The 23,853-nt window shown below is 49.1% G+C and carries 35 protein-coding genes; all 35 read right to left on the minus strand.

Going from position 1 to position 23,853, the window contains the following annotated elements; translation table 11 throughout:
• Nucleotides 1–160: 160 nt before the first annotated feature.
• The gene (locus tag K6Y31_RS20675; protein WP_233054936.1) at nt 161–769 is read right to left on the minus strand and encodes a hypothetical protein; all 609 of its coding nucleotides are present in this window, start codon (nt 767–769) and stop codon (nt 161–163) included.
• Nucleotides 766–1,686 carry a hypothetical protein gene (locus K6Y31_RS20680; protein WP_233054937.1) on the minus strand — a complete coding sequence of 307 codons (921 nt, stop codon included), beginning with the start codon at nt 1,684–1,686 and terminating at the stop codon, nt 766–768. Before K6Y31_RS20680 ends, K6Y31_RS20675 begins: the two co-directional genes overlap by 4 nt.
• Nucleotides 1,686–2,180 carry a hypothetical protein gene (locus K6Y31_RS20685; RefSeq protein WP_233054939.1) on the minus strand — a complete coding sequence of 165 codons (495 nt, stop codon included), beginning with the start codon at nt 2,178–2,180 and terminating at the stop codon, nt 1,686–1,688. The genes K6Y31_RS20680 and K6Y31_RS20685 overlap by 1 nt, the downstream gene beginning before the upstream one ends.
• The gene (locus K6Y31_RS20690) at nt 2,180–2,935 is read right to left on the minus strand and encodes a hypothetical protein (RefSeq protein WP_233054940.1); all 756 of its coding nucleotides are present in this window, start codon (nt 2,933–2,935) and stop codon (nt 2,180–2,182) included. Before K6Y31_RS20690 ends, K6Y31_RS20685 begins: the two co-directional genes overlap by 1 nt.
• 9 nt (nt 2,936–2,944) lie before the next feature.
• The gene (locus K6Y31_RS20695) at nt 2,945–6,577 is read right to left on the minus strand and encodes a phage tail tip protein J-related protein (RefSeq protein WP_233054942.1); all 3,633 of its coding nucleotides are present in this window, start codon (nt 6,575–6,577) and stop codon (nt 2,945–2,947) included.
• A gap of 21 nt (nt 6,578–6,598) precedes the next feature.
• Nucleotides 6,599–7,009 carry a DUF6950 family protein gene (locus K6Y31_RS20700; protein WP_233054943.1) on the minus strand — a complete coding sequence of 137 codons (411 nt, stop codon included), beginning with the start codon at nt 7,007–7,009 and terminating at the stop codon, nt 6,599–6,601.
• A gap of 5 nt (nt 7,010–7,014) precedes the next feature.
• Nucleotides 7,015–7,572, minus strand: a complete 558-nt coding sequence (locus tag K6Y31_RS20705) for a hypothetical protein (protein ID WP_233054944.1) — start codon at nt 7,570–7,572, stop codon at nt 7,015–7,017.
• Nucleotides 7,572–8,156, minus strand: coding sequence for a hypothetical protein (locus tag K6Y31_RS20710; RefSeq protein WP_233054945.1), 585 nt, complete (start codon nt 8,154–8,156; stop codon nt 7,572–7,574). Before K6Y31_RS20710 ends, K6Y31_RS20705 begins: the two co-directional genes overlap by 1 nt.
• The gene (locus tag K6Y31_RS20715) at nt 8,153–10,351 is read right to left on the minus strand and encodes a hypothetical protein (protein WP_233054946.1); all 2,199 of its coding nucleotides are present in this window, start codon (nt 10,349–10,351) and stop codon (nt 8,153–8,155) included. Before K6Y31_RS20715 ends, K6Y31_RS20710 begins: the two co-directional genes overlap by 4 nt.
• 11 nt (nt 10,352–10,362) lie before the next feature.
• Complete coding sequence (locus K6Y31_RS20720; protein WP_233054948.1) at nt 10,363–10,560, minus strand: hypothetical protein; 198 nt, start codon at nt 10,558–10,560, stop codon at nt 10,363–10,365.
• Between the two features lie 50 nt (nt 10,561–10,610).
• On the minus strand, nt 10,611–10,967 hold the full coding sequence (locus tag K6Y31_RS20725) for a hypothetical protein (protein WP_233054949.1): 357 nt from the start codon (nt 10,965–10,967) through the stop codon (nt 10,611–10,613).
• Between the two features lie 66 nt (nt 10,968–11,033).
• Nucleotides 11,034–11,489, minus strand: a complete 456-nt coding sequence (locus K6Y31_RS20730) for a hypothetical protein (RefSeq protein ID WP_233054950.1) — start codon at nt 11,487–11,489, stop codon at nt 11,034–11,036.
• Between the two features lie 15 nt (nt 11,490–11,504).
• The gene (locus tag K6Y31_RS20735; protein ID WP_233054952.1) at nt 11,505–11,879 is read right to left on the minus strand and encodes a hypothetical protein; all 375 of its coding nucleotides are present in this window, start codon (nt 11,877–11,879) and stop codon (nt 11,505–11,507) included.
• Nucleotides 11,876–12,301, minus strand: coding sequence for an HK97-gp10 family putative phage morphogenesis protein (locus tag K6Y31_RS20740; protein ID WP_233054954.1), 426 nt, complete (start codon nt 12,299–12,301; stop codon nt 11,876–11,878). Before K6Y31_RS20740 ends, K6Y31_RS20735 begins: the two co-directional genes overlap by 4 nt.
• Nucleotides 12,298–12,639, minus strand: coding sequence for a phage head completion protein (locus K6Y31_RS20745; RefSeq protein WP_233054955.1), 342 nt, complete (start codon nt 12,637–12,639; stop codon nt 12,298–12,300). The genes K6Y31_RS20740 and K6Y31_RS20745 overlap by 4 nt, the downstream gene beginning before the upstream one ends.
• Nucleotides 12,639–12,956 (minus strand): head-tail connector protein, encoded by a 318-nt coding sequence (locus K6Y31_RS20750; protein WP_233054956.1) that lies wholly within the window; start codon nt 12,954–12,956, stop codon nt 12,639–12,641. Before K6Y31_RS20750 ends, K6Y31_RS20745 begins: the two co-directional genes overlap by 1 nt.
• Nucleotide 12,957: 1 nt before the next feature.
• Nucleotides 12,958–13,125 carry a hypothetical protein gene (locus K6Y31_RS20755; RefSeq protein ID WP_233054957.1) on the minus strand — a complete coding sequence of 56 codons (168 nt, stop codon included), beginning with the start codon at nt 13,123–13,125 and terminating at the stop codon, nt 12,958–12,960.
• Nucleotides 13,126–13,184: 59 nt separating this feature from the next.
• Nucleotides 13,185–14,393 carry a phage major capsid protein gene (locus K6Y31_RS20760; RefSeq protein WP_233054958.1) on the minus strand — a complete coding sequence of 403 codons (1,209 nt, stop codon included), beginning with the start codon at nt 14,391–14,393 and terminating at the stop codon, nt 13,185–13,187.
• Nucleotides 14,394–14,402: 9 nt separating this feature from the next.
• Nucleotides 14,403–15,056, minus strand: coding sequence for an HK97 family phage prohead protease (locus tag K6Y31_RS20765; protein ID WP_233054960.1), 654 nt, complete (start codon nt 15,054–15,056; stop codon nt 14,403–14,405).
• A 4-nt stretch (nt 15,057–15,060) separates the two neighbouring features.
• The gene (locus K6Y31_RS20770; RefSeq protein ID WP_233054962.1) at nt 15,061–16,263 is read right to left on the minus strand and encodes a phage portal protein; all 1,203 of its coding nucleotides are present in this window, start codon (nt 16,261–16,263) and stop codon (nt 15,061–15,063) included.
• Nucleotides 16,263–17,996, minus strand: coding sequence for a terminase large subunit (locus K6Y31_RS20775; protein ID WP_233054963.1), 1,734 nt, complete (start codon nt 17,994–17,996; stop codon nt 16,263–16,265). Before K6Y31_RS20775 ends, K6Y31_RS20770 begins: the two co-directional genes overlap by 1 nt.
• A 12-nt stretch (nt 17,997–18,008) precedes the next feature.
• Complete coding sequence (locus K6Y31_RS20780; protein WP_233054964.1) at nt 18,009–18,440, minus strand: phage terminase small subunit P27 family; 432 nt, start codon at nt 18,438–18,440, stop codon at nt 18,009–18,011.
• Nucleotides 18,441–18,789: 349 nt separating this feature from the next.
• A complete protein-coding gene (locus K6Y31_RS20785) occupies nt 18,790–19,146 on the minus strand; it encodes an HNH endonuclease (protein ID WP_233054965.1) in 357 nt (118 codons plus the stop codon).
• Entirely contained in the window at nt 19,146–19,355 is a 210-nt protein-coding gene (locus tag K6Y31_RS20790) for a hypothetical protein (protein WP_233054966.1), read from the minus strand. The genes K6Y31_RS20785 and K6Y31_RS20790 overlap by 1 nt, the downstream gene beginning before the upstream one ends.
• Nucleotides 19,356–19,366: 11 nt before the next feature.
• Entirely contained in the window at nt 19,367–19,690 is a 324-nt protein-coding gene (locus K6Y31_RS20795; protein ID WP_233054967.1) for a hypothetical protein, read from the minus strand.
• Entirely contained in the window at nt 19,687–20,376 is a 690-nt protein-coding gene (locus tag K6Y31_RS20800) for a hypothetical protein (protein WP_233054968.1), read from the minus strand. The genes K6Y31_RS20795 and K6Y31_RS20800 overlap by 4 nt, the downstream gene beginning before the upstream one ends.
• Nucleotides 20,377–20,501: 125 nt before the next feature.
• The gene (gene lysC / locus K6Y31_RS22550) at nt 20,502–20,762 is read right to left on the minus strand and encodes an Rz1-like lysis system protein LysC (protein ID WP_427901925.1); all 261 of its coding nucleotides are present in this window, start codon (nt 20,760–20,762) and stop codon (nt 20,502–20,504) included.
• A complete protein-coding gene (locus K6Y31_RS20805; protein ID WP_233054969.1) occupies nt 20,665–21,087 on the minus strand; it encodes a hypothetical protein in 423 nt (140 codons plus the stop codon). The genes lysC and K6Y31_RS20805 overlap by 98 nt, the downstream gene beginning before the upstream one ends.
• Nucleotides 21,075–21,590, minus strand: coding sequence for a lysozyme (locus K6Y31_RS20815; protein ID WP_282560220.1), 516 nt, complete (start codon nt 21,588–21,590; stop codon nt 21,075–21,077). Before K6Y31_RS20815 ends, K6Y31_RS20805 begins: the two co-directional genes overlap by 13 nt.
• The gene (locus tag K6Y31_RS20820) at nt 21,583–21,792 is read right to left on the minus strand and encodes an HP1 family phage holin (RefSeq protein WP_233054970.1); all 210 of its coding nucleotides are present in this window, start codon (nt 21,790–21,792) and stop codon (nt 21,583–21,585) included. The genes K6Y31_RS20815 and K6Y31_RS20820 overlap by 8 nt, the downstream gene beginning before the upstream one ends.
• Nucleotides 21,793–22,020: 228 nt before the next feature.
• Nucleotides 22,021–22,371, minus strand: a complete 351-nt coding sequence (locus K6Y31_RS20825; protein ID WP_233054971.1) for a hypothetical protein — start codon at nt 22,369–22,371, stop codon at nt 22,021–22,023.
• Nucleotides 22,368–22,655 (minus strand): DUF4406 domain-containing protein, encoded by a 288-nt coding sequence (locus tag K6Y31_RS20830; RefSeq protein WP_233054973.1) that lies wholly within the window; start codon nt 22,653–22,655, stop codon nt 22,368–22,370. The genes K6Y31_RS20825 and K6Y31_RS20830 overlap by 4 nt, the downstream gene beginning before the upstream one ends.
• Before the next feature lie 6 nt (nt 22,656–22,661).
• A complete protein-coding gene (locus K6Y31_RS20835; RefSeq protein WP_233054974.1) occupies nt 22,662–22,940 on the minus strand; it encodes a hypothetical protein in 279 nt (92 codons plus the stop codon).
• Entirely contained in the window at nt 22,937–23,182 is a 246-nt protein-coding gene (locus K6Y31_RS20840) for a hypothetical protein (RefSeq protein WP_233054975.1), read from the minus strand. The genes K6Y31_RS20835 and K6Y31_RS20840 overlap by 4 nt, the downstream gene beginning before the upstream one ends.
• A gap of 145 nt (nt 23,183–23,327) precedes the next feature.
• A partial coding sequence (locus K6Y31_RS20845; protein WP_233054976.1) for a tyrosine-type recombinase/integrase occupies nt 23,328–23,853 on the minus strand: 526 nt, incomplete at its 5' end.

The raw sequence follows: 23,853 nt of genomic DNA on the forward strand, positions 1-23,853 counted from the left end.
CTGAAACTCTAATCTTTTAAAAATCCCTAGAACCCATATCAAACGCGCTCTGAGTGTGTAAAAAGCAATTTACCACAATTCGAGGTAAATGATCTAGTTTCATTTTACGCGATCACGAATAAACAAACCGTGATCACGCAGCCGTTGTAAAATATGGTTGTTAATCGGCGTCGTATTCATAATTGATCTGAAAAGCGTTATTTTTATTCAATCCCGCACTAAGTAAGATCAAGCCGGGATGGGTGATTCCTAAATTGTGCTCTATTTCAAATCGGTCGCGCTGTACTCGCATGTAAGCTGTATTGTCGCGCACGTAAAACAGGCAAGCGTCAGAAATTGCTGAGCTAGCGTTTTGCGGTACGTCAAACGCGGCTAATGGGTATGCCCCCTGAGTGAAAACTCGCGTATCCACTCGCCCAAGGTTTGAGTCATAAAAGTGAATTTTTATATCCACATTGTCCAGCGTATAAAACACAATGGGGCGACCGTTTTGATCGAATGTTAAATCCATTGAGACAATAGCAACGGGTTCATCAAAAAGCTTAACCCCTGCACCCCATGAAACCCCTTCAGCCCCGTAAATAAACACTTCGCCGTTAACTTGATTTATATGCCAAAAACGCGCGTTAAGGTTCTGTGAACCGTCCGAAAGCGCAATTGGCCCTAACGACGTTGCGTGATACCACGTTAGCGGGTTGGGCTGTGGCAACCCCTCCTCAACCAGCGCGGAAAGATCGCCAACACTAAAGGTTGTATCCGCTACTATCATGCTCGGGCCATAGGGTAAGAAAGTTCAATATCAAATTCTTGATCCGCTGTTTTAGGTATGGGTGGATCAATCCACACAAACCAAGGACCATTCGCCGTAAATGACGAATGACTAAAGTCTGTGAAACTGATTAAATTTAAGCCATTGGTGTAGTTACCCGTCCCAGTTGGGACGGTAAATTTCTGTTTAATTACCTTATTTATTGGGTCGCTTATCCGCGATACCTGCCCAACCCCGCCAGCTCCACTAGGTATACCAGAAGCCAAAACAGGTTTTGCTGCTGTATACATTGCGTGGCATCTAGACGGGGGGGTGCCCAAAATAGTGCTAAGTGAAATGTACCTATAAATCATTGGGTTAATTTCGAAAGTGTGATCCGTTCCGTTCACATTTAAGACCTGACTTGTAGGGGCAAGGTTTAGATAAAATGTTAACGTGTAAGTGATTATTAATTTATCCGTAGCGGTTAGTGTCAGAGTTGTTGGATTACCGCCAACGTCCTTAATTAAGGCGCGAGTATGGACTTCCCCGTTCGGGAGGTTACCAAATGACAATCCCAATTCTGTAAGGTTACCAAGAACCGATCCCGTTGCCCATTCAGCCACATAAATAGATTTAAGTGTGAAAATATTAGTGCCTGCATCATGCGTCCCAGCGGGTTGAGTGACGTTGGCACCCGCACTGCTCACAAAATTACCAAGCGTTGTTTGAGCTACGTGCGGAGCCTCAGTTCCAGTACCCACATAAATACTTATATTATGCGTTGTGGACGGCACAGTGGCCTGTAACCACAAATCGAAAAACGAGTTTAGAAGAATGTTTTCTGCATCTTCGCTTATTATTTCAAGTTCCCCGCTCCCCCTTTGAACCGAAATATCAAATGTACCTTTTACCTTTGTACCCAGTGACTCAATCATTATAGTGTCCTTAATTCAGCACCGCTTACGCTCGGTGCGTTAAAATTATTGTCTTCGCCTTCAGCTTGGCTTATTAAATTATATGGGTTTCTAAGTTCAACCTTACTTACTGCGGGCGGGTTAAAGCTGTTAGCCGCCCCGCCGCCCCCCCTCACCACGATGGAACGAAGGCTTACCGATGTGGTAGTTGGCGGGTTGAATTGGTTACTTTCAGCCCCTGTTCCACGAACAACCAACGAACGCAAGCCAGCGCCTATTATCGCTGGAGGAATCCAGTTTGAACGACCCTCCGCAATACCGCGAACGAGTACATTTCGTAGGGCGCTACTTGCCACGGTTGGCGCGAAATGGGTAGTTGAATCCCCTTCTCCACTCTCTAGGGGATAAACCCCCGTCTGTAGCGAAGCTTGATGAACCCGCTTACCCTCGCGCCTTGGGGCCATGCTGGATTGCATCGTCGCTAACTGTGCTAAAAAACTGGGTGTTAACTCCATTACACCACCACATTAGACGGCTTAACGTCGCCCCCTAATACCCATGTATCACCTTCAATTGCGGTTAGGGTGATGGTGCTCCCCTCGCCAAACGCCATTTTCTGGCCCGCGCCAACAATCGTGATCCCCGCTTGAGCCAACAAAACCAGCGGGGTGGCGCTGTTCTGTGTGATAAAAATAGTGGTGCCGCGCGCGGGGTAGCTTTCTTCGTTTTGGGTTGCGATTGCGCTGCCGACTCTTACAGTGTTAACTTCGCCCGCTTGGCCTTGCCTGTCAGCCATGATCCAAGTGGCGTGGTCACTGACGCCAATGCTAACGTCGTCACCTGTCCATCGGCGCACACTAAAGCCCTTGTTGCCTGTGGCCGCGCCCATGCCAATGGCAGCGGGCGTCAATAATGGCGTGACATTGCCCACGGGATCTTCAATCGGGGCAGTGGGGTTCGTGGTCGTCATCCAATGATGCAATTGCATTAAAAACTTGTTGGCAAAATCCCCCACGTTTTTAACGTTTGCAATGGCGTTATTAAAATCGCCAAAGGTGGGCAATACTGACGCCTCAGCGGTGGCGGTGTCATACGGCCACGGCTGGCGCAACACTAATGTATTAGCGTTAACAGCCGCGGCTATTTCAACCGGGGGAAAGCCCGAAATTAATAGCGCGTCGTGGCCGCGTATCGCGTAAGCATCAGCACCCGTTACCGTCACTTCTTTTGCGCCGCTGGTGACAGCCGCGCTAGTAAAACTAAACCACATAATAAAGCCTCATATAAATTCGCTGCCATCCCTAAAGATCGTCAAGCTAGTAGTTTGCGCAGGTATTCGCGCTGAACCAGCCCCCACCGCGCCACCTGAACTAATGTAGGTAACATCGCTAAAAACTTGGTAACTAACATTAACGTTGCTGTTTCCGGCAGGAATAGCGATGGTTACATTTTGCGAACTCGCCCGACTGGTCATTGACTCGTCACTGCCACTTACCGCGCTGGTAATTATCGAGCGATAAACTTCGACATAGTTAACTAACACTCGACAGCTAACCGTTGTTGTTGTTGTCGCGCCTGCTGAGCCATTCGCACCACCAGACTCCCCCATCGCAGTGGCTTGAGCCAGCACACCGCCAACGATCAAGGTTCGGCCGTGTGATGGATTTGGTTTTAATGTTGCGCTGAATAAATTGTGCCAAGTATTGTTTTGCGGGAATTGATACTCATAGATAGCCATCGCCTTAGCCGACACAATATCACCGACGATTTTATCCGCGTAAACCGTGCCGCCGAAGGTGCCATTTTCAAAGTAAGCATTGCCTTGTTTATCAATCACCGCGCGACCGCCGCCGATGTTTAGCGTACCGCCGACAAGGTTGCCGCCGAACGTGCCATTGGCAAAATACACATCGCCATTGTTGTTTATCACCGCCTTACCGTTGCCGATATTTAACATGCCGCCGACAATTTCAGGGGATTCGATGCGGGAAAAGGCCCGCAATACGTCTGCAGTTACACTGCCATTTGCTAGCATGTCGCCATGTAGCAAAAATTCGACGGGCTCCCACTGCGCGTTATCTTCATTAAAAATGCGGGTGTCGGCGACGCGGTGATCGTCATTTTTAAACACGGTGAATACATCACCGCCTAATGGTGCTCGCCCAGCGGCGCTACTAAACAAGGCGCTGGCAATGCCGTGATCGGGCGGAAAAACCCCGGTACTAGAGCCAATGCGAAACATGCTGGCGCTTTGCACGTCAGATAAGTTATTTAACGTGCCATCGCCTAATTCAACCCGCCCGCGCACAATTAATTGTTTGCTGCCATCGGGGTTTTCAACGGCGGCTAACCACGCGTGATCCGGGTTGTCTGGATCGAGTAACAAAAACTTATCTGCTAAAATGGCAATCTCTGTGGTGTCGCCGTTGGTCGTTGCAGCGAGGCCCGACACGCGGCCATGACTATCAAACAAAAACCCACCACGGCCAATGGCTTTACCGTCTTTATTAATAAAGGTTTGCGCGATTTGCGTGAGTGTTAGTTGTCCGCCGTTACCATCGTTAACTATGTTGCGCCGGATCGTTTCGCTGAGCGGGGCCTTTACCCACTCATAGCCAGCCAACACGCATGATTCAGCGCTATTTTCATCGACGGGATTACCCTCTGAGTCAACACAGTAACCAATCGCGCTGCGGGTATATTCCTGCGCACTGGCAACGGCATCATCCACGTTTACAGCAACTTCACGCTGAAAAATCGCTAGCGCGGCTTTGTCGCCAATAGTTTCTGTTTGTTGCTCTATTACCCGTGCCGCGTTATCTAAAATTTGTTCGCCAAGGGCGGTTAATTCCCCTTGTGCGCTGGCGAGCATGTTTGGCAAATCACGGCCCATGCTGTTTAACAACGCTTGGGTTTCGCTGTTTAAATGTACGCTACTGATTGCCCCTTCTAGCACGTCGAGTAGGTCTGACGGGTTAAGCAAGGTTTTAGCGTTAAACGCAAATTCAGCGCTTTGGCCGTAGCGGTTCACCGCGCTCACCCAATAATAAAAGGTGGTGTTCGGGCTTAGGCCCACATGACTGACCACGCGGCCACGGCCTAAATACTTGGCTTGAGTGCGGTTGTTGGTTTTGCTCCAAAATACATCGTATTCAGTGCCTAAGCCCGTTTGTCCGGTTTGATAGGGCGATAGGGTTAGCGCAAAGTTAGTAGCATCCACTGTCACGCCAGCGGGCACACCGGGTAAAGTTAACAGCAAAGCCAAGGTGGTGGCGGGGCTGCGCACTTGCCAACTGTTTTCAGCATAAATTTTTATACTGTAACTGCCCGCCGCCATGTTGGTGACGCGCCATTGATTGATGCGACTTTGCACCACATCCGTGATCGCGCCGTCTTGATAAATCTCAATGTGATATAAAAGGGCACCGGGCACCACGTCCCATCGCACCATGCCGTTGGCTAAGTCGCTGCCCGCAAATTCGACAAAGCGCGGGTTTTGCGGCGCGGTGATTTCGTTGGGGCCTTTTAATTGGGTGCGCGCCGTGTCTGCTGTCTGCTCTACCGTGACATAATTTAGATAGTTAGATTGCAGTTCTTCGGCCAGCTCAAGCGTGATGGCTTGGGTTAAACTAAATGACCAATCCAATACCCTAAACTCTTTACCTGCCCAGCCCAGCGCGGGCAAATCAAGGGCGATCACTGTTCCTGGGCGACACTTAAACGCGCGATAGCTCACGGACAAGCTGCACCGAATGCCACGGCGGTTTAACTTGGAATGGATGGCCGCGACGCGCTGCGCTTGCTTGCTCGATGGGCAAAAAGTTAAATCTAAATCGCGGGCGATTTCTTCGCCATCGTCGGTGACATATTCCGCGATAGACACGGCGGGAAAATCCACCTCAGCAAAATTTTGTAACTGATCAACAAAGGTGCCGGTGACGGTATTAAAGCGCTCGCTTAAGTCAGGGCCAGCGGCAATATCGGGATCGCCGATCACGTCATCTTGGGTTAGCGTGATGGGAGCGGGGCCGTAATACGCGCCGACGCGGCACACATAGCGCCCCTCCGACCAAATCAAATTACCCGCACACGCAGCGTCCATTTTTGCCATCACGGTTTTAGGCGTGGCGGTGGCGTCAAATGCAGCCCCGATGCGGTAACGCCGCTCGCCTTCTAGCTGTTCGTCACATTCGTTGGCGGCGGTGATAAAGCTCGACCAATCGATCTCGTCATCGGTCGCGCCAACAAAGTAGCGGGTATAATCGAGCTTAATCAGCGCGGCGTTTTCACTCCATCGCGTTTGCTGATCGCGCGGGTCGTAAACCGCTTTACCTTTTACCGTGGCCTTGACGTTAGGCACACCCGCCGACCACACTTCGCGATCAGACGTTAGCACCACATGCGCAAAACAAATATCGTGACCGATCATCTCGCTTTGCCAGCTTGGCAAACCGCCTGCGGTGGGCACACTGGCATGATTGCCAAGGTAAATATAAACCTCGGCTTTATCGCCAATAAACGCCCGATCACAACCCTTTTCAGCGGCGCGGGCGCTGTCTGCGGTTAATGCAATGTCGTTTAAATACAGCTCGGTAACATCACTACACGCATGGCCCGCCAGCGGTACTATCATGTGCAACTGTTCGCCGTTGCCGTACTCGTCCGGCTCGCCGTGTTCTTCGGCGTAAATCAATGGCCCTGCCACCTGAGCTTGGCCATAAATAATTTGGATCGGCGCAGCGGCAGCGCGAAACACTTGTTTACGCTCGGTAACGCCCGCGCCCGTGTCAAAGCTCATTTTTTTGGCGGCGTAAACACTGTACCCCGACGCGGCCACCGCCACGCCAATGGCAATGGCTGAGCCAACGGTGATACCGCCAAGGGCGACAATCGGAATTGCTAAAAATGCCATTTAAACGCCTTTAAAATCTGGTTATTCAATGCGCCATGCGGCGCTAATATCGGTGATCGGTCGTTGGGTTAAGCCGTGCTCACTTAAAAACTGACACGCGCCCGCGAACACCACGCCCACGGCGGGATCGGCTTCGGTGTTAATCAACACCACGTCACCACGCTGGGCAAACAGCGGGTTTTTCATCGGCGCGCCTAATGCGGCGGTAACGGCATCCGCTAGGCTGGCGTGACCTTCATTGCGCAATACGCGCAGCGCGCCACGGCCACTGGTATAGCGATCACGATAGGCGGCGGCGTAGTCCTGCCCTGTTTGCGCTTGCACACAATCGGCGGCAAACAAACAGCAATCATTTTCACCCCACTCAAAGGGCGCAGTTTTACGCGCCAATAGCACATTGGCTAAGGCGGTTTCCCAATTTTCTAATTTCATATTTGCTAGGCTTTTAGTGGTGCGGCGTCTTTTTTACTGCCCCAATAAATTGGGCGTTCGGCCATGGCCGCGACATATTGAAAGAGGGTGTCGCCGGGGTGGCGCTGCTGATGGTTAGCGTTGTTGTAGCGCTGATTGCCGCCCTTGTCCCAATCTGCTAAGCGACTGATCAGGCGCACCGATACGGCGTTCTCCGTGCCTGATCGGATCGGGGCGCTGGCAATGCGGCCAGCGAACAACACTGAGCTATCCATGATCTGATTGCTGTCATCAAGCAAGCCAAGGGTGATTTTTGCGGGGCGACCGATGCTTTTATCTTGCAGCACTTCGGCCAGTTGGGTTTGGTCTAAGCCGCTCAATGTCAGCGTGAGGGTGTGGGGCGCAATTTGGCCGCTTTCTTTAGCGCGACTGATTGCCCCCAAATTGCCCACGCCGCGATAAGTGACGCCCTCAAATACCAGATCGCCAAGGCCACTATGCAACCACACGCCGCCGTCGTACCAGTCTAGCCAGACCAGCACCACGGGCGATAGCGCGGGGGCGTCTAAATTGCTTTGCTGCATTAGACCACCTCAACACAACTGATCGTAATATTGGCGCGCTGGCCCGGACGACAACTAAAGTTAAGCTGGTTATTGTCCCTTAAGCGCATGGTGCAACTTGGACGGTTAAGCTCAAGGGGCGTTCCGGCGGGCACATTGCGGTGCAAAGGCGGCGCAAATAATACCGTCACCCCGCCGCCGCCGTTGGTTTGGGCGTCAGCCGTGACCACTTTAAGCTCACCGTTCACGCTAAAGTAATCGCCTTTTTTCAGCACGATTTGATTAGCGCCCCATCCGTTTGTCACCAAGGCTTTACCGCCAAGCGTCACCACACTGGTCACGGGCGCACCTGTACCCGTGCCGCGCAGCGTATCAAAGCCCATGTGGTGCAAGGTAAAGCTGCCTGTGACGCCGTGCAAGTCGGCTAAATCTGCGCGCAATTCGCACACTTCATCATAGGTTAGGTTGTTATAAATCAGCTCGGCTTTCCACTGATTGCCCGGCCATTTAACGTGATGTTCTTTGCGCGAATAGACGCTGGGAAACGTTTTTACATTAAAATCAAGCTGCCAGTTTATTTCGCTGGCGCAAATGTTGCTGATCATATTCCAAGCCTTCTTCTGATTTGGCCGTTTTCACTAACGTCTTGTAATACCATGTTGTAAGCCGCTTTCGCCGTGCGTTCGGCCAGCGCGATCTGATCTTCATTTTTATCCCCGTGCATATTAATAACGGGGGCAAACACCACTTTCGTGACGCCTTCACCCCGCGCGCCTTGACCACTCATCACCGCCATATACATGGCGTCGATCTGGTTGGCTGATTCGTTGGTATAAACCCGCTCGCCTTGGTCTAATAACCAAGTCCCCTCGCGCGGCACTGAACTAATGCCGTTATGGGCCATACCCGAAATGGCTTGGCCCGCGACCACCCCCATGGACGCATAGCCCAAGGTTTTAACAGCGGCGGCCAGCGCAAAGGAATAGGGCGGCGGCGCAGCGGCTAACGCTTGCACCGACGCCAATTCAGTTGCCACCATCATTTGTGGCAAGGCGGCGGCTTTTTGGATTGCCAGCAACACCTTATAAGCCGTGCTGTTTTCTTTACCTGCGTCTTTTAGCGCATTGGTGGTAATGCTCATTTGCTGCTGGGTAAACGTCAGCAAGTTGGCAGCAACTTGTTGTTGCACTTCCTGACGGCGCGCGGCCTCGTCAGCCTCAATTTGGCTTAGGTTGGCTTGATGGATAGCATGAAGGTTTTCGCGGGATGCAAAATACCCGGTCTCTAACTCATTCATCAGGGCGTGATTGCCCTTGGCCTGCTCATAAGCCGCTTGAAATTGTTGGCTTAGGGCGTTGTATCTGTCTTGATAATTAAACGCCTCTTGCACGGCGGCTTGATTTTCGCCCACAGCTAACAGCGTGGCGCGGCGCTGCTGCTCTTGTTGCAAAGCGGCGGTGGTTGCTTTAAACGCATCTAGCGCAGCGGTGCTGGCTTTCACCGCCTTGGGTTTAGCGGGCGCTTTGACGTCAGGCAATGCCGCATCACTGGCTTGGTTGTAGTTAATTGATTTGGCGTATTCTTCCGCTAGCTCTTGATAGCGTTTTTTATTGGTTGCAAACCACTTTTCTATGCCCGTGCTGGGCATTTCCTCGGCTGCTAGCGTGCGCAACTCAAAGATCGCTTGGTTCATATCTAACCGGGCTTGGTTGGTAGCGGTTTGGTCATAAAAAACCACGGGCTCAAACTCACCAAAACCTTTTAATGCGGCGGCGTATTTAGCCGCGTCGTCACTCATGCTGCCCATGGCTTCAAGGGCTTTCATGGTCGGGTAAACCATGACGCTATAAATCTTGCGGCCCACTTCGCTAACTGCCGTGATCATGGCTTGGGTAGACAATAAAAAGCCGCTTTTAAAGGCTACCCACGCCACTTGCAGTGACTTAATAGTTAAGTGTATACCGCGCAGTAAATCACCAAATTTACCCGCGCCCATTGCCATGTTTTCAAGACTGTCAGCTACGAGGTTATTCATGCCGCCATAATCACGGCTAAAACGTATAAATTCCTCTGATAGCCCCGCTAAAACGGGGGCAAGCTCGGTGGTGATATTTTGATGTAATGCCGTGGTTTGCAGGCCGATTTTATACATGGCATCGTTTGCCATCTCGACCTTGGCGGCATCAACCCGGCTTAACGTAATGCCTAAAATATCCGCTTCATCAGCCATGGCTTTAAGGCCCGCTTTACCCCCTGCCAGCATGTTAACCATGCCGACGCCTTCGCTATCAAACAGCTTAAACGCAAGGCGAACGCGGGCGCTTTGACTGTCTACTTTAGTAAACGCATCAGCCAGTTCATAAAGTTGCTGCTCTGGCGTCATGCGGCCTAGCGTTTCAGCATCAAGCCCTAATTGCTTGAGTGCTGGCGCGGCTTCCCCTGCGCCTGCTGCGGCCTCGGCTATGCGGCGCGTCATGCGCTGCAAAGACATATCAAGGTTTTTTTGTCCAACGCCTGTTAGCTCGGACGCATGACGAAAACGGGTTAGGTTTTCAGTGGTGATACCAATGCGATCAGCAAATTTGGCGGTTTGGTCAATCACCGCGCTTTGCTGTTTATAAATCAGCGTGAGCGCCGCCACTATGGTTGTCGCAGCGGCGGCGGTCGTAGCGGCGGCAATACTGGCCGACTTACGCGCCGTGTCGCCCCAATCCTTGGATTTTTTCTTGGCCTTATCCATTTCTGACACAAATTGTGCGCTGTTGGCGTACAGCGCCACGGTTAACTTTGCAATATCCATGACTGGCCTTGTTACATCATCATAATGCGCTCACACTCACTGACCTGACGATCAACATCGGCATGTTCAATGGTTTTGGTGCGGCGCGGCTGGTTGGGGGCGGGGGGATTGTCGGCGGTGATCTGTTCGTGCTTTATTTCAAAATACGCTAGCCAAAGCGCCATTAATTCACTGTCCATTTGATCGAGTAGCACGCGCGGATCAACCACGCCTAATACCTCGGCCAATGAAAAGCAAAAGTGTAATAGCGGGCTAGCGGTTATTTTTTTTTCGCTTTGGTACTTGCCCCCTCAGCCATAAAGTTAAGCTTTAATAGCTCTGACATGGCGCTGTTGATCGAGGCTGGCGACTTAGCCTGCAAAAGCTCATCCACGGTGGTGGTTGCGCTCATGGGTTGACCGCTTTCATCAAGCAAGCTTTCTAGCACTAAGCCAGCGGCGGCGCGGTTGGCAGCGTCGCCACTGTTTTGGTCACTGGCATTCTTTTGTTCTTGCTCAAATTCAGCAAGGCGCGCGGCGGTTAAACGGCGCACGGGGAAATCATGGCCCAATACGTTAATGGTGCGGTCGCTTTGCTTTTCAGCGGCTAGCAACAAGCCTTTTAAACTCTGTGACATAAATAAACCTAGTTAATTTAATTAATTCAATTAACCGGAATAATAAATTACTCCGATTGATTTAGATTAAGGCGCGGGGGCAGTTACGCCTCGGTTAATGGCGTTTTGCTTGCCCGACACGCTCACCATCATTGGCTTGTTTTTATCTAGATCTTTGAGTTCCCAGCCCGCTAACGCGATGGTCATTTCAGCCCATCTGCCATTTGGAAATTCAACCCGCACCACTTTAACTTCGTTATTTTCGGCGGCGAGTAAAAAGACCTCTTGATCGGTATCTGACGGATCATCAAGAAATAAAAACTCTTTATCAGGGCCTTCTTTCAGCGCGGCCATAAACTTTTCTTCGGTGTCGATCAGGCGGGTGACTTTTTCCAGAGGGGCTTTTTCACCCGTTGAGCCGATCTGATCGGCGCTTTGCAGCAATTTAAAGCCGTCGGGCATCACTGCGCCAATATCGCCAAAATATACCCGTGTGCCTGCGGGCAACTTGGCATAAGTGCCGGGGTCTTTTACTTCACTCATTGTTAACTCCAGTGGTTATAAGTGGTGGTTAATTAAAAAATCTCGGTTGAACTGGTAACAGTTTTCGCTGTTGCCGTTTAAGCGCTGATCAAATCCGCCCGTAAACATGCACAATTCAATGTTGTAGCCCGCCAGTTCGCCGCTGTAGCAATCTAACGTGCGCATTATCTTGTTAGCCGCCGCTTGGCCTTCGTCGGGGGCGGTGTGATATACCGTGATGCTATAGCTATCTTCGCTTAAGTTGGTTTTCGCCAAGTTGCCCGGCACAATGCCAACGGATAGCGCGCGATAAACCACGGCATTGGTGGCCGTGGCGGGGCGCTCAAGCCAATATGCCTCTAAGCCCGTTAAATCGGTCAACCACGTTGACAAAGCGGCGTTTAAATTCATTTCATTTTACTCACGGCTTTTAGAATTTCGGTGGCTAGCACGGTGCGAAACGTGCCGACTATTTTATGGCGGTTTTCAGCAAGGGCCGGACGCATAAAGGGATCGGCGGCTTGGCCTTCGCGGCCATACTCTTGGGCGATGGCCTTTTGCGCGTGTTTTTTACTTGGGCCAACGCGAATGGCGACGGCATTATCAGCGCCGCCTTTTTTATCCTGCTTTTTGCCCGTGATTTTAATGGCGTCGCGCATGTGCTCGCCCTTATTATCAGGGTCAAAACCTGCGCCCATGGCCATAGACAAAGCAACGCCCGTCATGGCCTCGCGCCCTGCTTTACGCAATACACGGGTGCCGACTTTCGCGCCCAACTCGGTTAGCTTGTCGTCCAGCTCTTTTAAGCCGGACACACTCCATTGATCAATCATGGCTGCGCCTTAATAGTGGGTGGGGCGTCGGTTAAATCGCCCGTGATTAACATTTGTGCGCGGTGCGAGTCGGTATCGTCCACGCCCGTGACGCGAAACCATTTACCGCGCCAGTTAACCCAATCAGGCGCAGTGGTTAGCCAGCGCACGCGAAATTGATACACGCCCACGGCCCGATCTCGGTCTTGACTGGTTGCGGTATCAGCGCGACCGATCACCAGTTCAGCCCAAGCGCCGCCCATGCGGGTGATGGCCGCAATGGGCGCACCTGATAGTGATTTAGTGGTAGTTGCGGCGTATAGGTTTAAGCGCTGGGTTAGTTTGCCTGTTTCTATCATTAGCCCACCTTGCGGTAGCGATAATGGCCAAGTAAATGACGGAAGCCTAACGGCACTTCTTTAACGGTTTCGGTGGTGGTTGAGCTGCGATTGTTATACCAATGATCAATCATTAACAAGCTAGCTAATTGAATATCGCTATTAAACAACATGCCTGACTCGTCACTCTCTGGCACCACATCGACATAAAGCTTTCTGCACAGAAATGCCTCTATCGACGTAAAAGCGGCGCTTATATAAAGATTTAATATTTCATCTTCATCAATATATTCAGGCTCTAGGCGTAGTTGTGCTTTAACAAGTGATAGAGGCACCATGCTAGATAACCCCTAATGCTTTACCCGCTTTGATCGCGTCGGCGGGCAACTCTTGGTCGCCTTTTTCAATATCAACCATATAGAGCCCATTTTTTGCATAGGTGAACGCTTTTTTAACTTTCACTTTAGCTAACTCTTCTTCTTGATCTTGCTGGACTATTGTTTCCACGGTTTTTACTCCAAATAAAAAAGCCGCCATAACGGCGGCTTAGGTGGTAGGAAAAAATATTAAGCTGAAAGCTGTAGGATCTTAACTGCACTAGAGTCTGTTAACATGCCGCCAACGCGCTTAGTGGTGTAAAACTGCACATAAGGCTTTCGAGTGTAAGGATCTCGTAGCACCCTTGTGCCAATCACATCAATGATTTTATAAGCGCGCTTGAAGTTACCAAACGCAATGGCTTTTGCATCTGCTACTGCATCGGGTAGCGCTTCGTTTTCTGCCACACCGTAACCAAGCAGGCTAGAAGGCTGGCCCAGCTCTAAGCCCGGACGCCACAAATAATTACCATCATTATCTTTTAGCAAGCGCGCCTTAAATAACACGTCATTGTTAAGCATCCATTTTGCATCACGACGGTAGACCTTGCGCAGCGAGTAAAGTAGCGCCGTTAGGTTGTCGCCATTAAATGAACCCGCACTGCCTGACACTAAATGCTGTAACGTGCCAAACGCACGATCTTTATCTCTGGCTAGCGAACTGGCGTAAGCAAACAAGCCCTTTGGCTTGTTGGCACCATCGCCGACTGTAAAAGCGATTTCTTCTTCTTCGCTAAACTCGGTTTGCACTTCGCCTGATAGCCAGCTTTCAACATCAAAAAACGAATCATCAAGCATGTTTTGCGTGGCCGACGGGTTGGCGTATAGCTCACCAAAATGCGGGCTAAGCTCACCTAATTTCGGAGTGCTAGTTTCGGGTCTAGCGTCGGTTTCTCCCACCCATCCAGACGTTGCGCCGCCTTTGTTAACTAACTGCTTATAACCAACGCCGCCCGTTGGCACAACGGTACATTCTTGGCGCATCACGTTAGCGTCATTAAGCAACTGAATAATGTTTTGGTCTAACTGTAACGGTACAGCCAAGCCGCCATCTTCTGGGGTGTCAGTAGCTAACGCTTTACTCTCTAAGTCGCGCAATTCATCTTCACCACGACCTGTTTTAATGAAGCGCTCAAACGCTTTCTTATGTTCGGCGGCTTCTGGCGTTTGTCCTTTGCCGCCACTTGGCCGTTGCGATTTTTTCAATTGTTCTTCAAGCTGTTCCTTTTGCTTTTGCAATGAATCAACCGTGCCGTTTAGCGTATCCACACGCTCTGATAACTTGGATTTTTCTTGCTCGATAGCATCAATGCGCTTATCGTTTTTTTTGGTAAACTCGGTGAACTTATGGCCTAGTTCCTCGGCTACCAGTTCAATGTCTTTTTGTTCAATTGGCATACTTTTACCTTAAAATTGTTGACTCAGTTTTCTTAGTGCATTTAATCCAGATTCCAGATCAGCCTCTCGCTGATTAAGCGCTGAAAACCCTTTACTCATAAATGCTTTGGATTGCGAACGACTAAACCCGACCTCGCGTAAGGCTCGCTCTATCATTTTTGGCGACGGGGTTTCCCCTTTTTCCAATGCGGTTTTGACTTCGGCCACGCGGGCTTCTTCATTTGATGGAAACGTCACCAGCGACACTTCCCACAATTTAATCTCTTTAAGAATGTAAGCGCCTTTATCCGCACTCCATTCCCAATCAATCAGCTCATAGCCAATGCTTAGCCCCTTAATTGAACCCGCTTTAAGGTGTGCATGGGCGCGTTTGGCGAGCGGGTCATCATCAATCAGCAAACGGCCCTTAACGAACAACCCCACGTCATCCTCTCGCATTTCGGTATAGACGCCGACGGGCTCATCCATTTTGTGTTGCCATAGCATGGATGGAAATTGACCTTTCCCGCTCCATTCGGCTAACGAGTTAGCAAACGCACCGGGCAAAACAATATCTTTATGACTGTCTTTCACGCCAAAAACCGAACCATACCCCTCAAATTCGCCGCTCTCTGACACTTGTTTGATTTTTAGTTCGACGTGTATTTTTTTTCTTGTGAGCATAAGCCTATGTTCCTGTTGGATTGACTGGTCCTGATGTCATGTTTAATGGCGTTAAATAAACATCACCTCCTGGGCGTGGGTTTTGATCTTCTAGACGCAAGCAATCATTGGGGCTATACATGCCCCAGTTGATCGCGGTGGCGTAAGCTTCAAACCGTGATTTCATATCACCTCTAAGCAGCGCGCCGACATTGAATTTTGCAAAGGTATCTGCTTGTTGAGATTTTGGTAGAAGCCCGACTTTTATTCTATTTTCAATACGCGTGAGATACGGCACTAACGAATAGTTAATAAAACTTAAACCCAAGTGCTCTATGTTGTTAAAACTGGCTTTGTCGAGGTTAGCGACCAAGTGCGGCGGCACTCGAAAAATCGCGCAAATTTCATCACGCTGAAACTTTCTTGATTCTAGAAATTGTGAATCTTCGGCGCTTAAACTAATGGATTTCCAGTCAAGGCCCATTTCTAATATCAAGGGTTTGTGACTATTAGCCAGCCCTTGATGGCGAGATTTAAAATCATCTTGTAGGCGTTTAAATGCCGCATCGCTTAACACCTGCTCGGTTGAAAGAACCCCCGTGGTGACAGCTCCGTTTGTAAATAATCGGCTCCCATGCTCCTCTGTTGCTAACGCTAATCCTATTGCCTCTTTTGCGTAAGCAATCGGGCTTAACCCCTTTAAGCCGTCTTTTGTGAAGATTCTCACATGCCATATTTCATCCTGAGAAAGTACATCTTGAGAGCCATCAGCAAATGTGACTTTATAAACTGGCTCCCAGCTTGCGTTTAATTTTGCTTCAACGCAGCCCGGGTCAATGGGTAATAATTCGGTAACTTTATCCCCTATTTTGTTTTTGTAGGCGTAGAAATTACCGCGCAGGCACAAGCTAACAATGAGTAATTCCCAAAATTCTTGGGCTGTCATGTAATCATTGGGGGCGGTGTTGATCAGGCGATAAAGCCAATGCTCTTTGGCCTTGTTCTTTTGTTTTGCTGATTCCTTGTATAAGTGGCATGGCAACATGCCGACCGACTCACTCAACACCCGAACACACGCAAAAACGGTGGTTAACTGCATCGCCTTAATATCAGATACGCTACGGCCTGAAATTGTTGCGTAATCAATACCTAGTGCTTGTGCTAGCTGTTCGGGGGTGTTAATCGGTGGCGAACTTTTACGGCTGAATAGTTTTGAAAGTAGTCCCATTAGAGTTGACGCATCCCGTGTTTTTCAATGTGATCAGATAGCTTTTCTTGGCCTTCACCCGTTTGAGCACGGTGAACAGCCATGATTAGCGCGATTGCACCATCAATTTTTTGGTCTTTTTTATCTTTGCGTGGAAAATGGTTTTCGTTGGCATCCTCTTTGGATACCACGTTGCTCATCATCCAAGTTAAAACGGGGTTGCCGTCGTGATGAAATCGCCCTGACTTCATGGCGCTTTCAAGCTCTTTCATCCCCGGCGATAGGTGCGCGGTGTTTTGCGGTATCTTCACCGCCATTAACCCGCTTTTAGCAAGTTCTTGTGCCAATTGCGCGGCGTTCCATGGATCGTGTGGCACTTCTTTTACGTTATGGTGATCGGCCAGCGCCAATACTTCATCGCCTATTTCGCCAAAGTCGATTTCTGCGCCGTCGGTTTGCTTGAGCGCGCCGCCGTCACTGTTGGCCCAGTCGGTGTTTATCCATTGCTGATAAATCTTGGCGTTCTTCTGATCGGGATCAAATATGGTTTCTTCCGGCAGATAGTGCCGACTAAAGCAGTAGTAATGCAATTGGCCGTCATCGGCCACGCGGGTGAACAACTGCACAAACGAACACACATCCAACTTGCTGGCTAAGTCGAGGGAAAACCAAGCCGGTGAACCTTGGAAATCTTCAATTTTAAGGCTGAGATCTTCGCATTTCTTCCAGTGCTCCATGTTGAAAAATGCGCAACTAGCGTTAACCCACACGTTGAGGTGCTTGGTTTTAAAAATATTGGTGTAACGCGGGTTACGAATAGCGCGCCGTTGCTGACTGGCGAGGTAATCCGCTTTGACTGATACGCCCAAGTTAGGGTTGGCTTTCGCCATTACGGCGGAATCTGTCCAGTCGTCGCCCTCGTCAATGGTGTAAATCAGCGCGAATAATTCATCATCTTCAATCGCGCCCGATAACACCTTGATACATTCGTCGTATAAATCTTTACATGGGCCAGCAATGTTACTGCCCGCCGTGGTGATCACGAATATCAGCGGTTGCTCGCGCGCACCCATGCCCGTTTGCATTGTGTCGAATAGTTCGGGGCCGTCATGTTCGTGGTACTCGTCCACGATGGCGCAATGAGGGCTTGAGCCATCGCCGGGTTCACCGATCACGGGCTCAAAGATTGAACCATCAGGGCGCATGAGTTTTTTCGCCATCATGGCGATGTTAAAGCGCTTACGTAAATTCGGCAGGGCTTTAACCATTTGCCGCGCGGGCTTGAATACTTCCCACGCTTGTTTCTCGGTGGCAGCGCCACAATAAATCTCTGCGCCGTATTCGTCATCGGCGCAGAAGGTGTAAAGGGCCACGCCAGCGGCCTTGATACTTTTGCCGTTTTTACGCGGCACGAAAACAAAGGCGGTACGAAAGCGGCGGGTGTTGTCGCTTTTGCGCTCCCAGCCAAATATGCTGGCAAACTGGAATAGCTGCCAAGGCTCTAATTTGATACGCCGATCTTTTAGCGGCTTGCGCGCCCACTCGCCTTTGGTGTGAACCAATAGGCTCATAAACTTACATGCGCGTTCTGACTTTTTTTTGTTGAAGCGGTACGGCCAGCTTTTATCCTTGCTGCGCTCCAGATCATCTAGGTGACGTTGACACGCTTGAATAACGTATTTGCAAGCGACAATCCGACCTGACACCACATCACGGGCGTATCTGTTCGCCCCGTTGGTGTGAGGATATGCCATGGTTTTACTCGGTTAGAAGTCGTCAAACTCGTTGCCGCCTTCGTCATCATTGCCGCCGCCAGCTAGGCGCTGGTAGCTCATAGGATCAAAGCCAAGTAACGAACCAAGGCGCGCCATTTGGTTGACCGCTTCACTTCTCGCAGTCAAAGCGGGATGTTTTTTAGCGCCGCCTTTATCGCTGAATGACAGCAAGCCCTCATCGGTGATCATGGTGTCGGCTTCAATCATTAAACTAAATGAATTGCACCATGCGATCAGCATGGGCAACACCGCCGCCGTTAACATTTTTCTATCGGCCAAAATCTTGGCACGGTCTTTCCAAATGGCGATGGCGTTTTCATCGCGCAACTGTTCGGGCGGTTTGACTCGGGTTAATAATTCTTTAGCGGGCGCAGTGGCGACATTAACGCCAGTTTTGCGCCCGCCTCCTGCTGCTCTGGTCATTGTTTTGGCCTCTTTGTGACGGGTCACAATGCAAAGATCAAAGATAAAAAGATCCTCGAAAAAAAAGATCCTTATTTATCACGAAAAAAAATGTCTCTGGGTGGACGGTCAGCAAGGGTAGGGTTGTAGGGATTTAACCCGCCCCCCCCGTGTACGAGGGTGAAAAAATAGGGGTGTGAATTGCATCACAAAGCCTTTTCTGAACTAGCCTTAAGCCCTGCTGGCTTAACCGCCAAATCAACCGCACGTTTAAGCACAGCGTGGTTAGGTTTGGTTCGAGTAACCCAACAAAACAAACAATAAAATTTAATGAAAATTGGCAACCAAAAGGCCGTTTTAATGCGTAAAACTATCGGTTTTTGTGCTTTTCGGTGTTGGTTTTGCGCTTGTGATGGTCTTTGCATAGTGATCTCAGGTTGTTTAACTCGTCTTTACCACCGTTTGCTTTGTTGATCACATGGTCAACATCAACGGCAGGCACGGCAAAGCCAAGGGCTAAACACTCTTGGCACAGATAGTTATCAAGCTTTAAGCGCTTGGCACGTAACACTTGCCAGCCATGACCATAGCCGCGCTGGGTAGTGGTGCGCCCTGCTTGATGTGTCTCCCAGCCTGTGTGCTTGTGTTGATCACAGTAACCATGCTTAGCCGTGGTCAATGCACCGCAACCAGTGATGCGGCAAGGCTTAGGGGTGCGAGGGGGCATTAAGATTTAACAACCGTCACATTATTAGTCGCTACTTGATAATTACCAGCGGCTAGCGTGTCTTTGTGAGTGCCTTCGGTCAATGGATCGCCAACATTAACAGGGCCGTCAAATGTCAACCACATTAGTTGAGCCGTCCCCGAACCAATGATACCAAGTTGAATCGGCCCGCCGTGATGTGTAAATGGCGTATTGTTTTGTAAAATCATAATTACCTTTGTTAAACTGTATTGATTCTTTTTATTCTGGCTTGGTATTCGTCTGTTAAATACATTCGCCTGAACACCTCTGCATCACCTACCAAAACTTTTCCGTCATCTTCAGTGATAAAGTTTTTACCAATGAGCATTAATTCGGCATCAGAAACCCCAACTAAATCAACCCGCTTTGACGCCAGCAAATCATCGGGAGGGCAAACAATAAATAAACTAAATACACCATCATGGCTAACACCAACGACGCCTTTATCTATTTGCTCTTTATACCAATTAGAAAGCGCGCTAGCGTCAGCTAATAAACTGCTATTACACATTGACCACATCAAATCACACCTCCTTTTAATCCAATCCAAGTGTTATTTGGTTGTTTTGTGTATAAATCTGTATTTTCGGAAGTTAGGTTAATTCTGGTTGCATTTGGCCCAACATCTGAAACTTCAATGCTGCTCAATCCATTACTATTAAATTTATTTTTAATTTTCATATGAGAATCAACATTTAAATAAAAATTTGCCACAACTCCGCCAAAAAACAATACAGAAGTAGTGCCTGCCCATTTTGCGCCTAAGCTATTAATTTGAAAATTAAAGCGGGCATCATTCAATGTATCAACGATGCGGCCATCAATACGCAGTGATGCAATGACACCTACACGAACAATTTTTAATGAATGTAGAAAGCCGTTGGTTAAATATGCAAAATCATCAGGCGGGATTACAAAACGAACAAACTCACCGAACCAAACTTCTCCGGCGCTAGTGATTAATATGCGACCATCGCCCGAGATTGCTTCAATTTTTGCAGCAATATAAAAACCTCTATTTGAAAAGGTGCCTGTCAAACCAAGTTCAAAAGGCTCACTCTCTGAGACAGTAACCAAATCAAATCTAAAATGAGAACCAGCGGCGGGATCTAAGGTTGTGTAGTAGCGACTAACAGCTATAAATTCGCCATTAACTAACGAAAAAGGCTTGCGTGAAAACGGCAAATCGGAAAACGGAACTTTAAACATTTCACGCAACCTATAAATGGGTCGCCCCCTTTTGGCGCTGCTGTTAAATGGCCTAAGCCTGACGCGGCACGACGACCGCGATTAGTCACTAGCATTGATACCAAAGGGGGCGTTAAAACGAAAAACTAGGGGTGATTAAAATACAAACGCAACTGGTCGATCTTATAACTGCACTCACTCATTGACTGCCACCAAATCACATCACGTTCAACCGCCTCGCCATAAGTCGCGGGGGGCTTATCAAATGGCATGACACATGGGGCAAGCAAGACACTTGGCGGGGCCAGCTTAATGGTTTTGTACTTGATCAGCGTCTTGGTAGTGCTGCATCCCGCTAACAACGGAAAAAGGCAAAGGGCGATTACTGCAACTTTGTTCGGCTTCATCTTGCAATCCCTCTTTAACAACGCTCGATACATCACGCGCCGTGGCGTTAATACTGCTGAACTTAGACACCAATAAATCATTCGACTGCTGCACATAAACAACTTGTTGCTGCAAATCCATCACCGCTTTTTCACTGGCTTTATTAGCCATTACAGCCAGATCAAGCCCGTGCCTTAACTCGGCAATCTCGGCTTGAGCATCGGCCAACTTTGCTGCGCGCAACTTAGCTTTTACCGCTTGGCCCACGTTTAATGCAGCGCTAGCAACAAGCAAAGCACCAAGGGCCATTAGCCCGTATTTCGCCAAGACACTCATGACAAGCATAAATCCCGCTCCTTGGCTCGGCGTATCACCAAACCTTTTAATTTTTTACCGCCGCCATAAACCCAGCGCGGCAACTGCTCACACGCTTGACTATAACGACCAGCGGCGATCAACTTATAAATAGTGGTTTCGGTTTTGTTGCGGTTGTATCGGAAACGATGGCAACCCGAATTAAAAATAAAACTGGTAAACGCGTCATGCTGGCCTTGGCTTAACTCACTCGGCGCAGTGTTTAATAAACACGTTTCGGCGATTTCAATGTTCTTAGCCCAGTCGCGCGCCACTTGCTCTATAGTCACCGTCGCTGACGGGTTGAATTGAGTATTGCCAATGCCGTTAGTGATTAAACCAGCCGGGCAAACATACGGATTCAACCGACAGCCCTCAGTGTTACCGATTATCGCCAAACCCTTTTCAGATACCCGAACATCGTTACCAATCGAGCTATTCACGATCAGCGCAATGGCGGCGGCCACTGAACAAACAATACGTTTTTTAATCATCAGATACCTTTTCCGCGAATTTCTCGCCGAACTGCTCAGCCAATAACTTATGGTTTTTGTCTTTGTAATACCAAGACAACGCAAACGAGCCTAAGCCCAGCACAATGCCGCAAATCACACCAACGTCGTTAAGAGACGCCATGCTGAAAAACGTAGTTAGGCCAGCGATGAGGCGAGTAATAAGATCGGTCTTTTCGTCCATAGCGGTGGCCCAACAAGTAAAATTTAAGCGAAAAAAAACCGCCCTAAATAAGGCGGCTTTTGAATTACAGCGAGGAGATGGTCTATCAAACGCAGCAACACCACGTTGATAAAAAGACTATCAAAAACCCTCATTTCAAATCAACACAAAAAGACGTAAAAAACCAAATAAACCACAAAATGACGTAAAACCATTTAAAAAAAGGCCAGATCATCCCGTTGTGACGCGTCACGGTGCTAGCGGATAGCCAACATAGTGAAAGCGGCACTTTGAATCACCCGCAAAAAACCGCTCACACCCTTCCGGCCAACTCTTTTTGCATTTTGGGCACGGGGTCTTTTGTACCTTCGCCAATTGCACTTGATAGCGATCATAGTCCTTATTAATAAGTACAGTGATCAACTCATCGCGGCTGTATGGCTCCGCACCTAACCGCGCTCGACCTTGGCAAATCTCATCCAGCCTTTCCACTTCTTTTTGCGACAACACCACCCGCACCTCAACACTGCCTAGCGCCTTCTTGCGTTCGCGCTCGGCGGCTTTGCGCAGTCTTGCGGCTTCTTTTTTATCATCCATCATGCAACCACCGTTATTTTCTTGCCTAGCTTTTTAGCTAACTGCATTTCTGTTTTAGTGCCCTGTGAACTTTGCCAACCGGGTAACACGGCCACTTCATCACAACGGCGCACCATGGCTAAGCCAAATTCCATATAAGCATCTTCGGTCATGCCCGGTGGTAATAAATGCGTCCACCAAACTCGATGACCTTGATTGCGTAATTTATGCGCTTCGTTTTCAAACGCACGGCGGTTTAAGTTCTTCATGCCCGTAACGGGGCCAGCGATATAAATCAATTTACTCATGGCAGCCTACTTAAAAACTTTCGATTGCGTGAAAATCACGAACAAAGCAATGCCAATAAAAAAGCCAGCATCGTAAAATTCACCGTTGTTATAAATTGCATAAACAGCTGTGTTATCTGCAAACATCGAGCACCAAAACGCAAACACAAAACTAAAGCCATGCCATAGACCACTAAAAAACCCGACCTTATCCATCGTCATCGCTGCATCTAATGTCACATGCTCTGCGCCACCAAATGCAATAACCGACACCGCTAACGCCATTACAAAAATAATTTTCTTCATTGCTTTATCACCTCTTTACCTAAATCAGTTAACTTAAATTGCCAAGCCAGATCGGGCACCTGCTCAATCCATTTTTGGCACAACCAATGATTAATCATCACCCGCGCTTGGCCCTGACATAAAAACCCAGCGCGTTGTAAATTAATGGCCCCAAATGGCACCACGCCGACCATTTCGCGCAGCAAAAACGCTTGGCGTTCGCTGGGCAAAATCGGCTTATCAATGCGGCGGAAATCACTCATTTTTCACCGCCTTTGATAGCTCCTTTAGGCTTTGCGCAAGTAGGCTATCGGGCGGTAAATCGCCCAATAATTCCTTGGTCATCTGGTCTATCTCTTGCTGTCTTTTGGTCATTAAATATATTCCTCTGTGTAATATCGCCTTAAATTAGGCCAGCGCCTTGCTGTCATTGGCTTGGCGCTCGATGGGGTTTGAATGATGATCTAGGGGTTGTCTAGGGCTTAAATCATCGGTTTGACTAAAAATGTAATCATGCCATTTCACTAGCGCCGCCCGTTTTTGTGTCTCTGCGTGGGTGTGAATGTAGGCGGTATCCAGCTTGCTCATAGCGTGGTTAATCAACTGCTCGGCCACCATGTAATCAACGCCTAATTCTTGCCAAGCTGATCGGGCCACTTTGCGTAAATCATGGGCCGACCACTCACCTTGACTGATTGATTTAATGTGTTCGCTGGCTTGCTCTGGGCTGATTGTTCGGCCTCCTTTTTGGGAGCAAAACAGGAAATCGCCGTGATAGCCTTGGCGGGCTAATCGCTGTTTATGGCTTTGCAATAACTCGATGGCGTGATCGGTTAATGGCAGTGATAACGCCGTGGCCGTTTTGGTGATCGAGGCGGGCAAATGAACTTGTGCATGATGCCAGTCAATGTATGACCAACGTAATTGCCGGGTT

Origin of the sequence: Motilimonas cestriensis (genome assembly GCF_021295315.1) — a bacterium.
Classification (GTDB): domain Bacteria; phylum Pseudomonadota; class Gammaproteobacteria; order Enterobacterales; family CBDFNC01; genus Motilimonas; species Motilimonas cestriensis.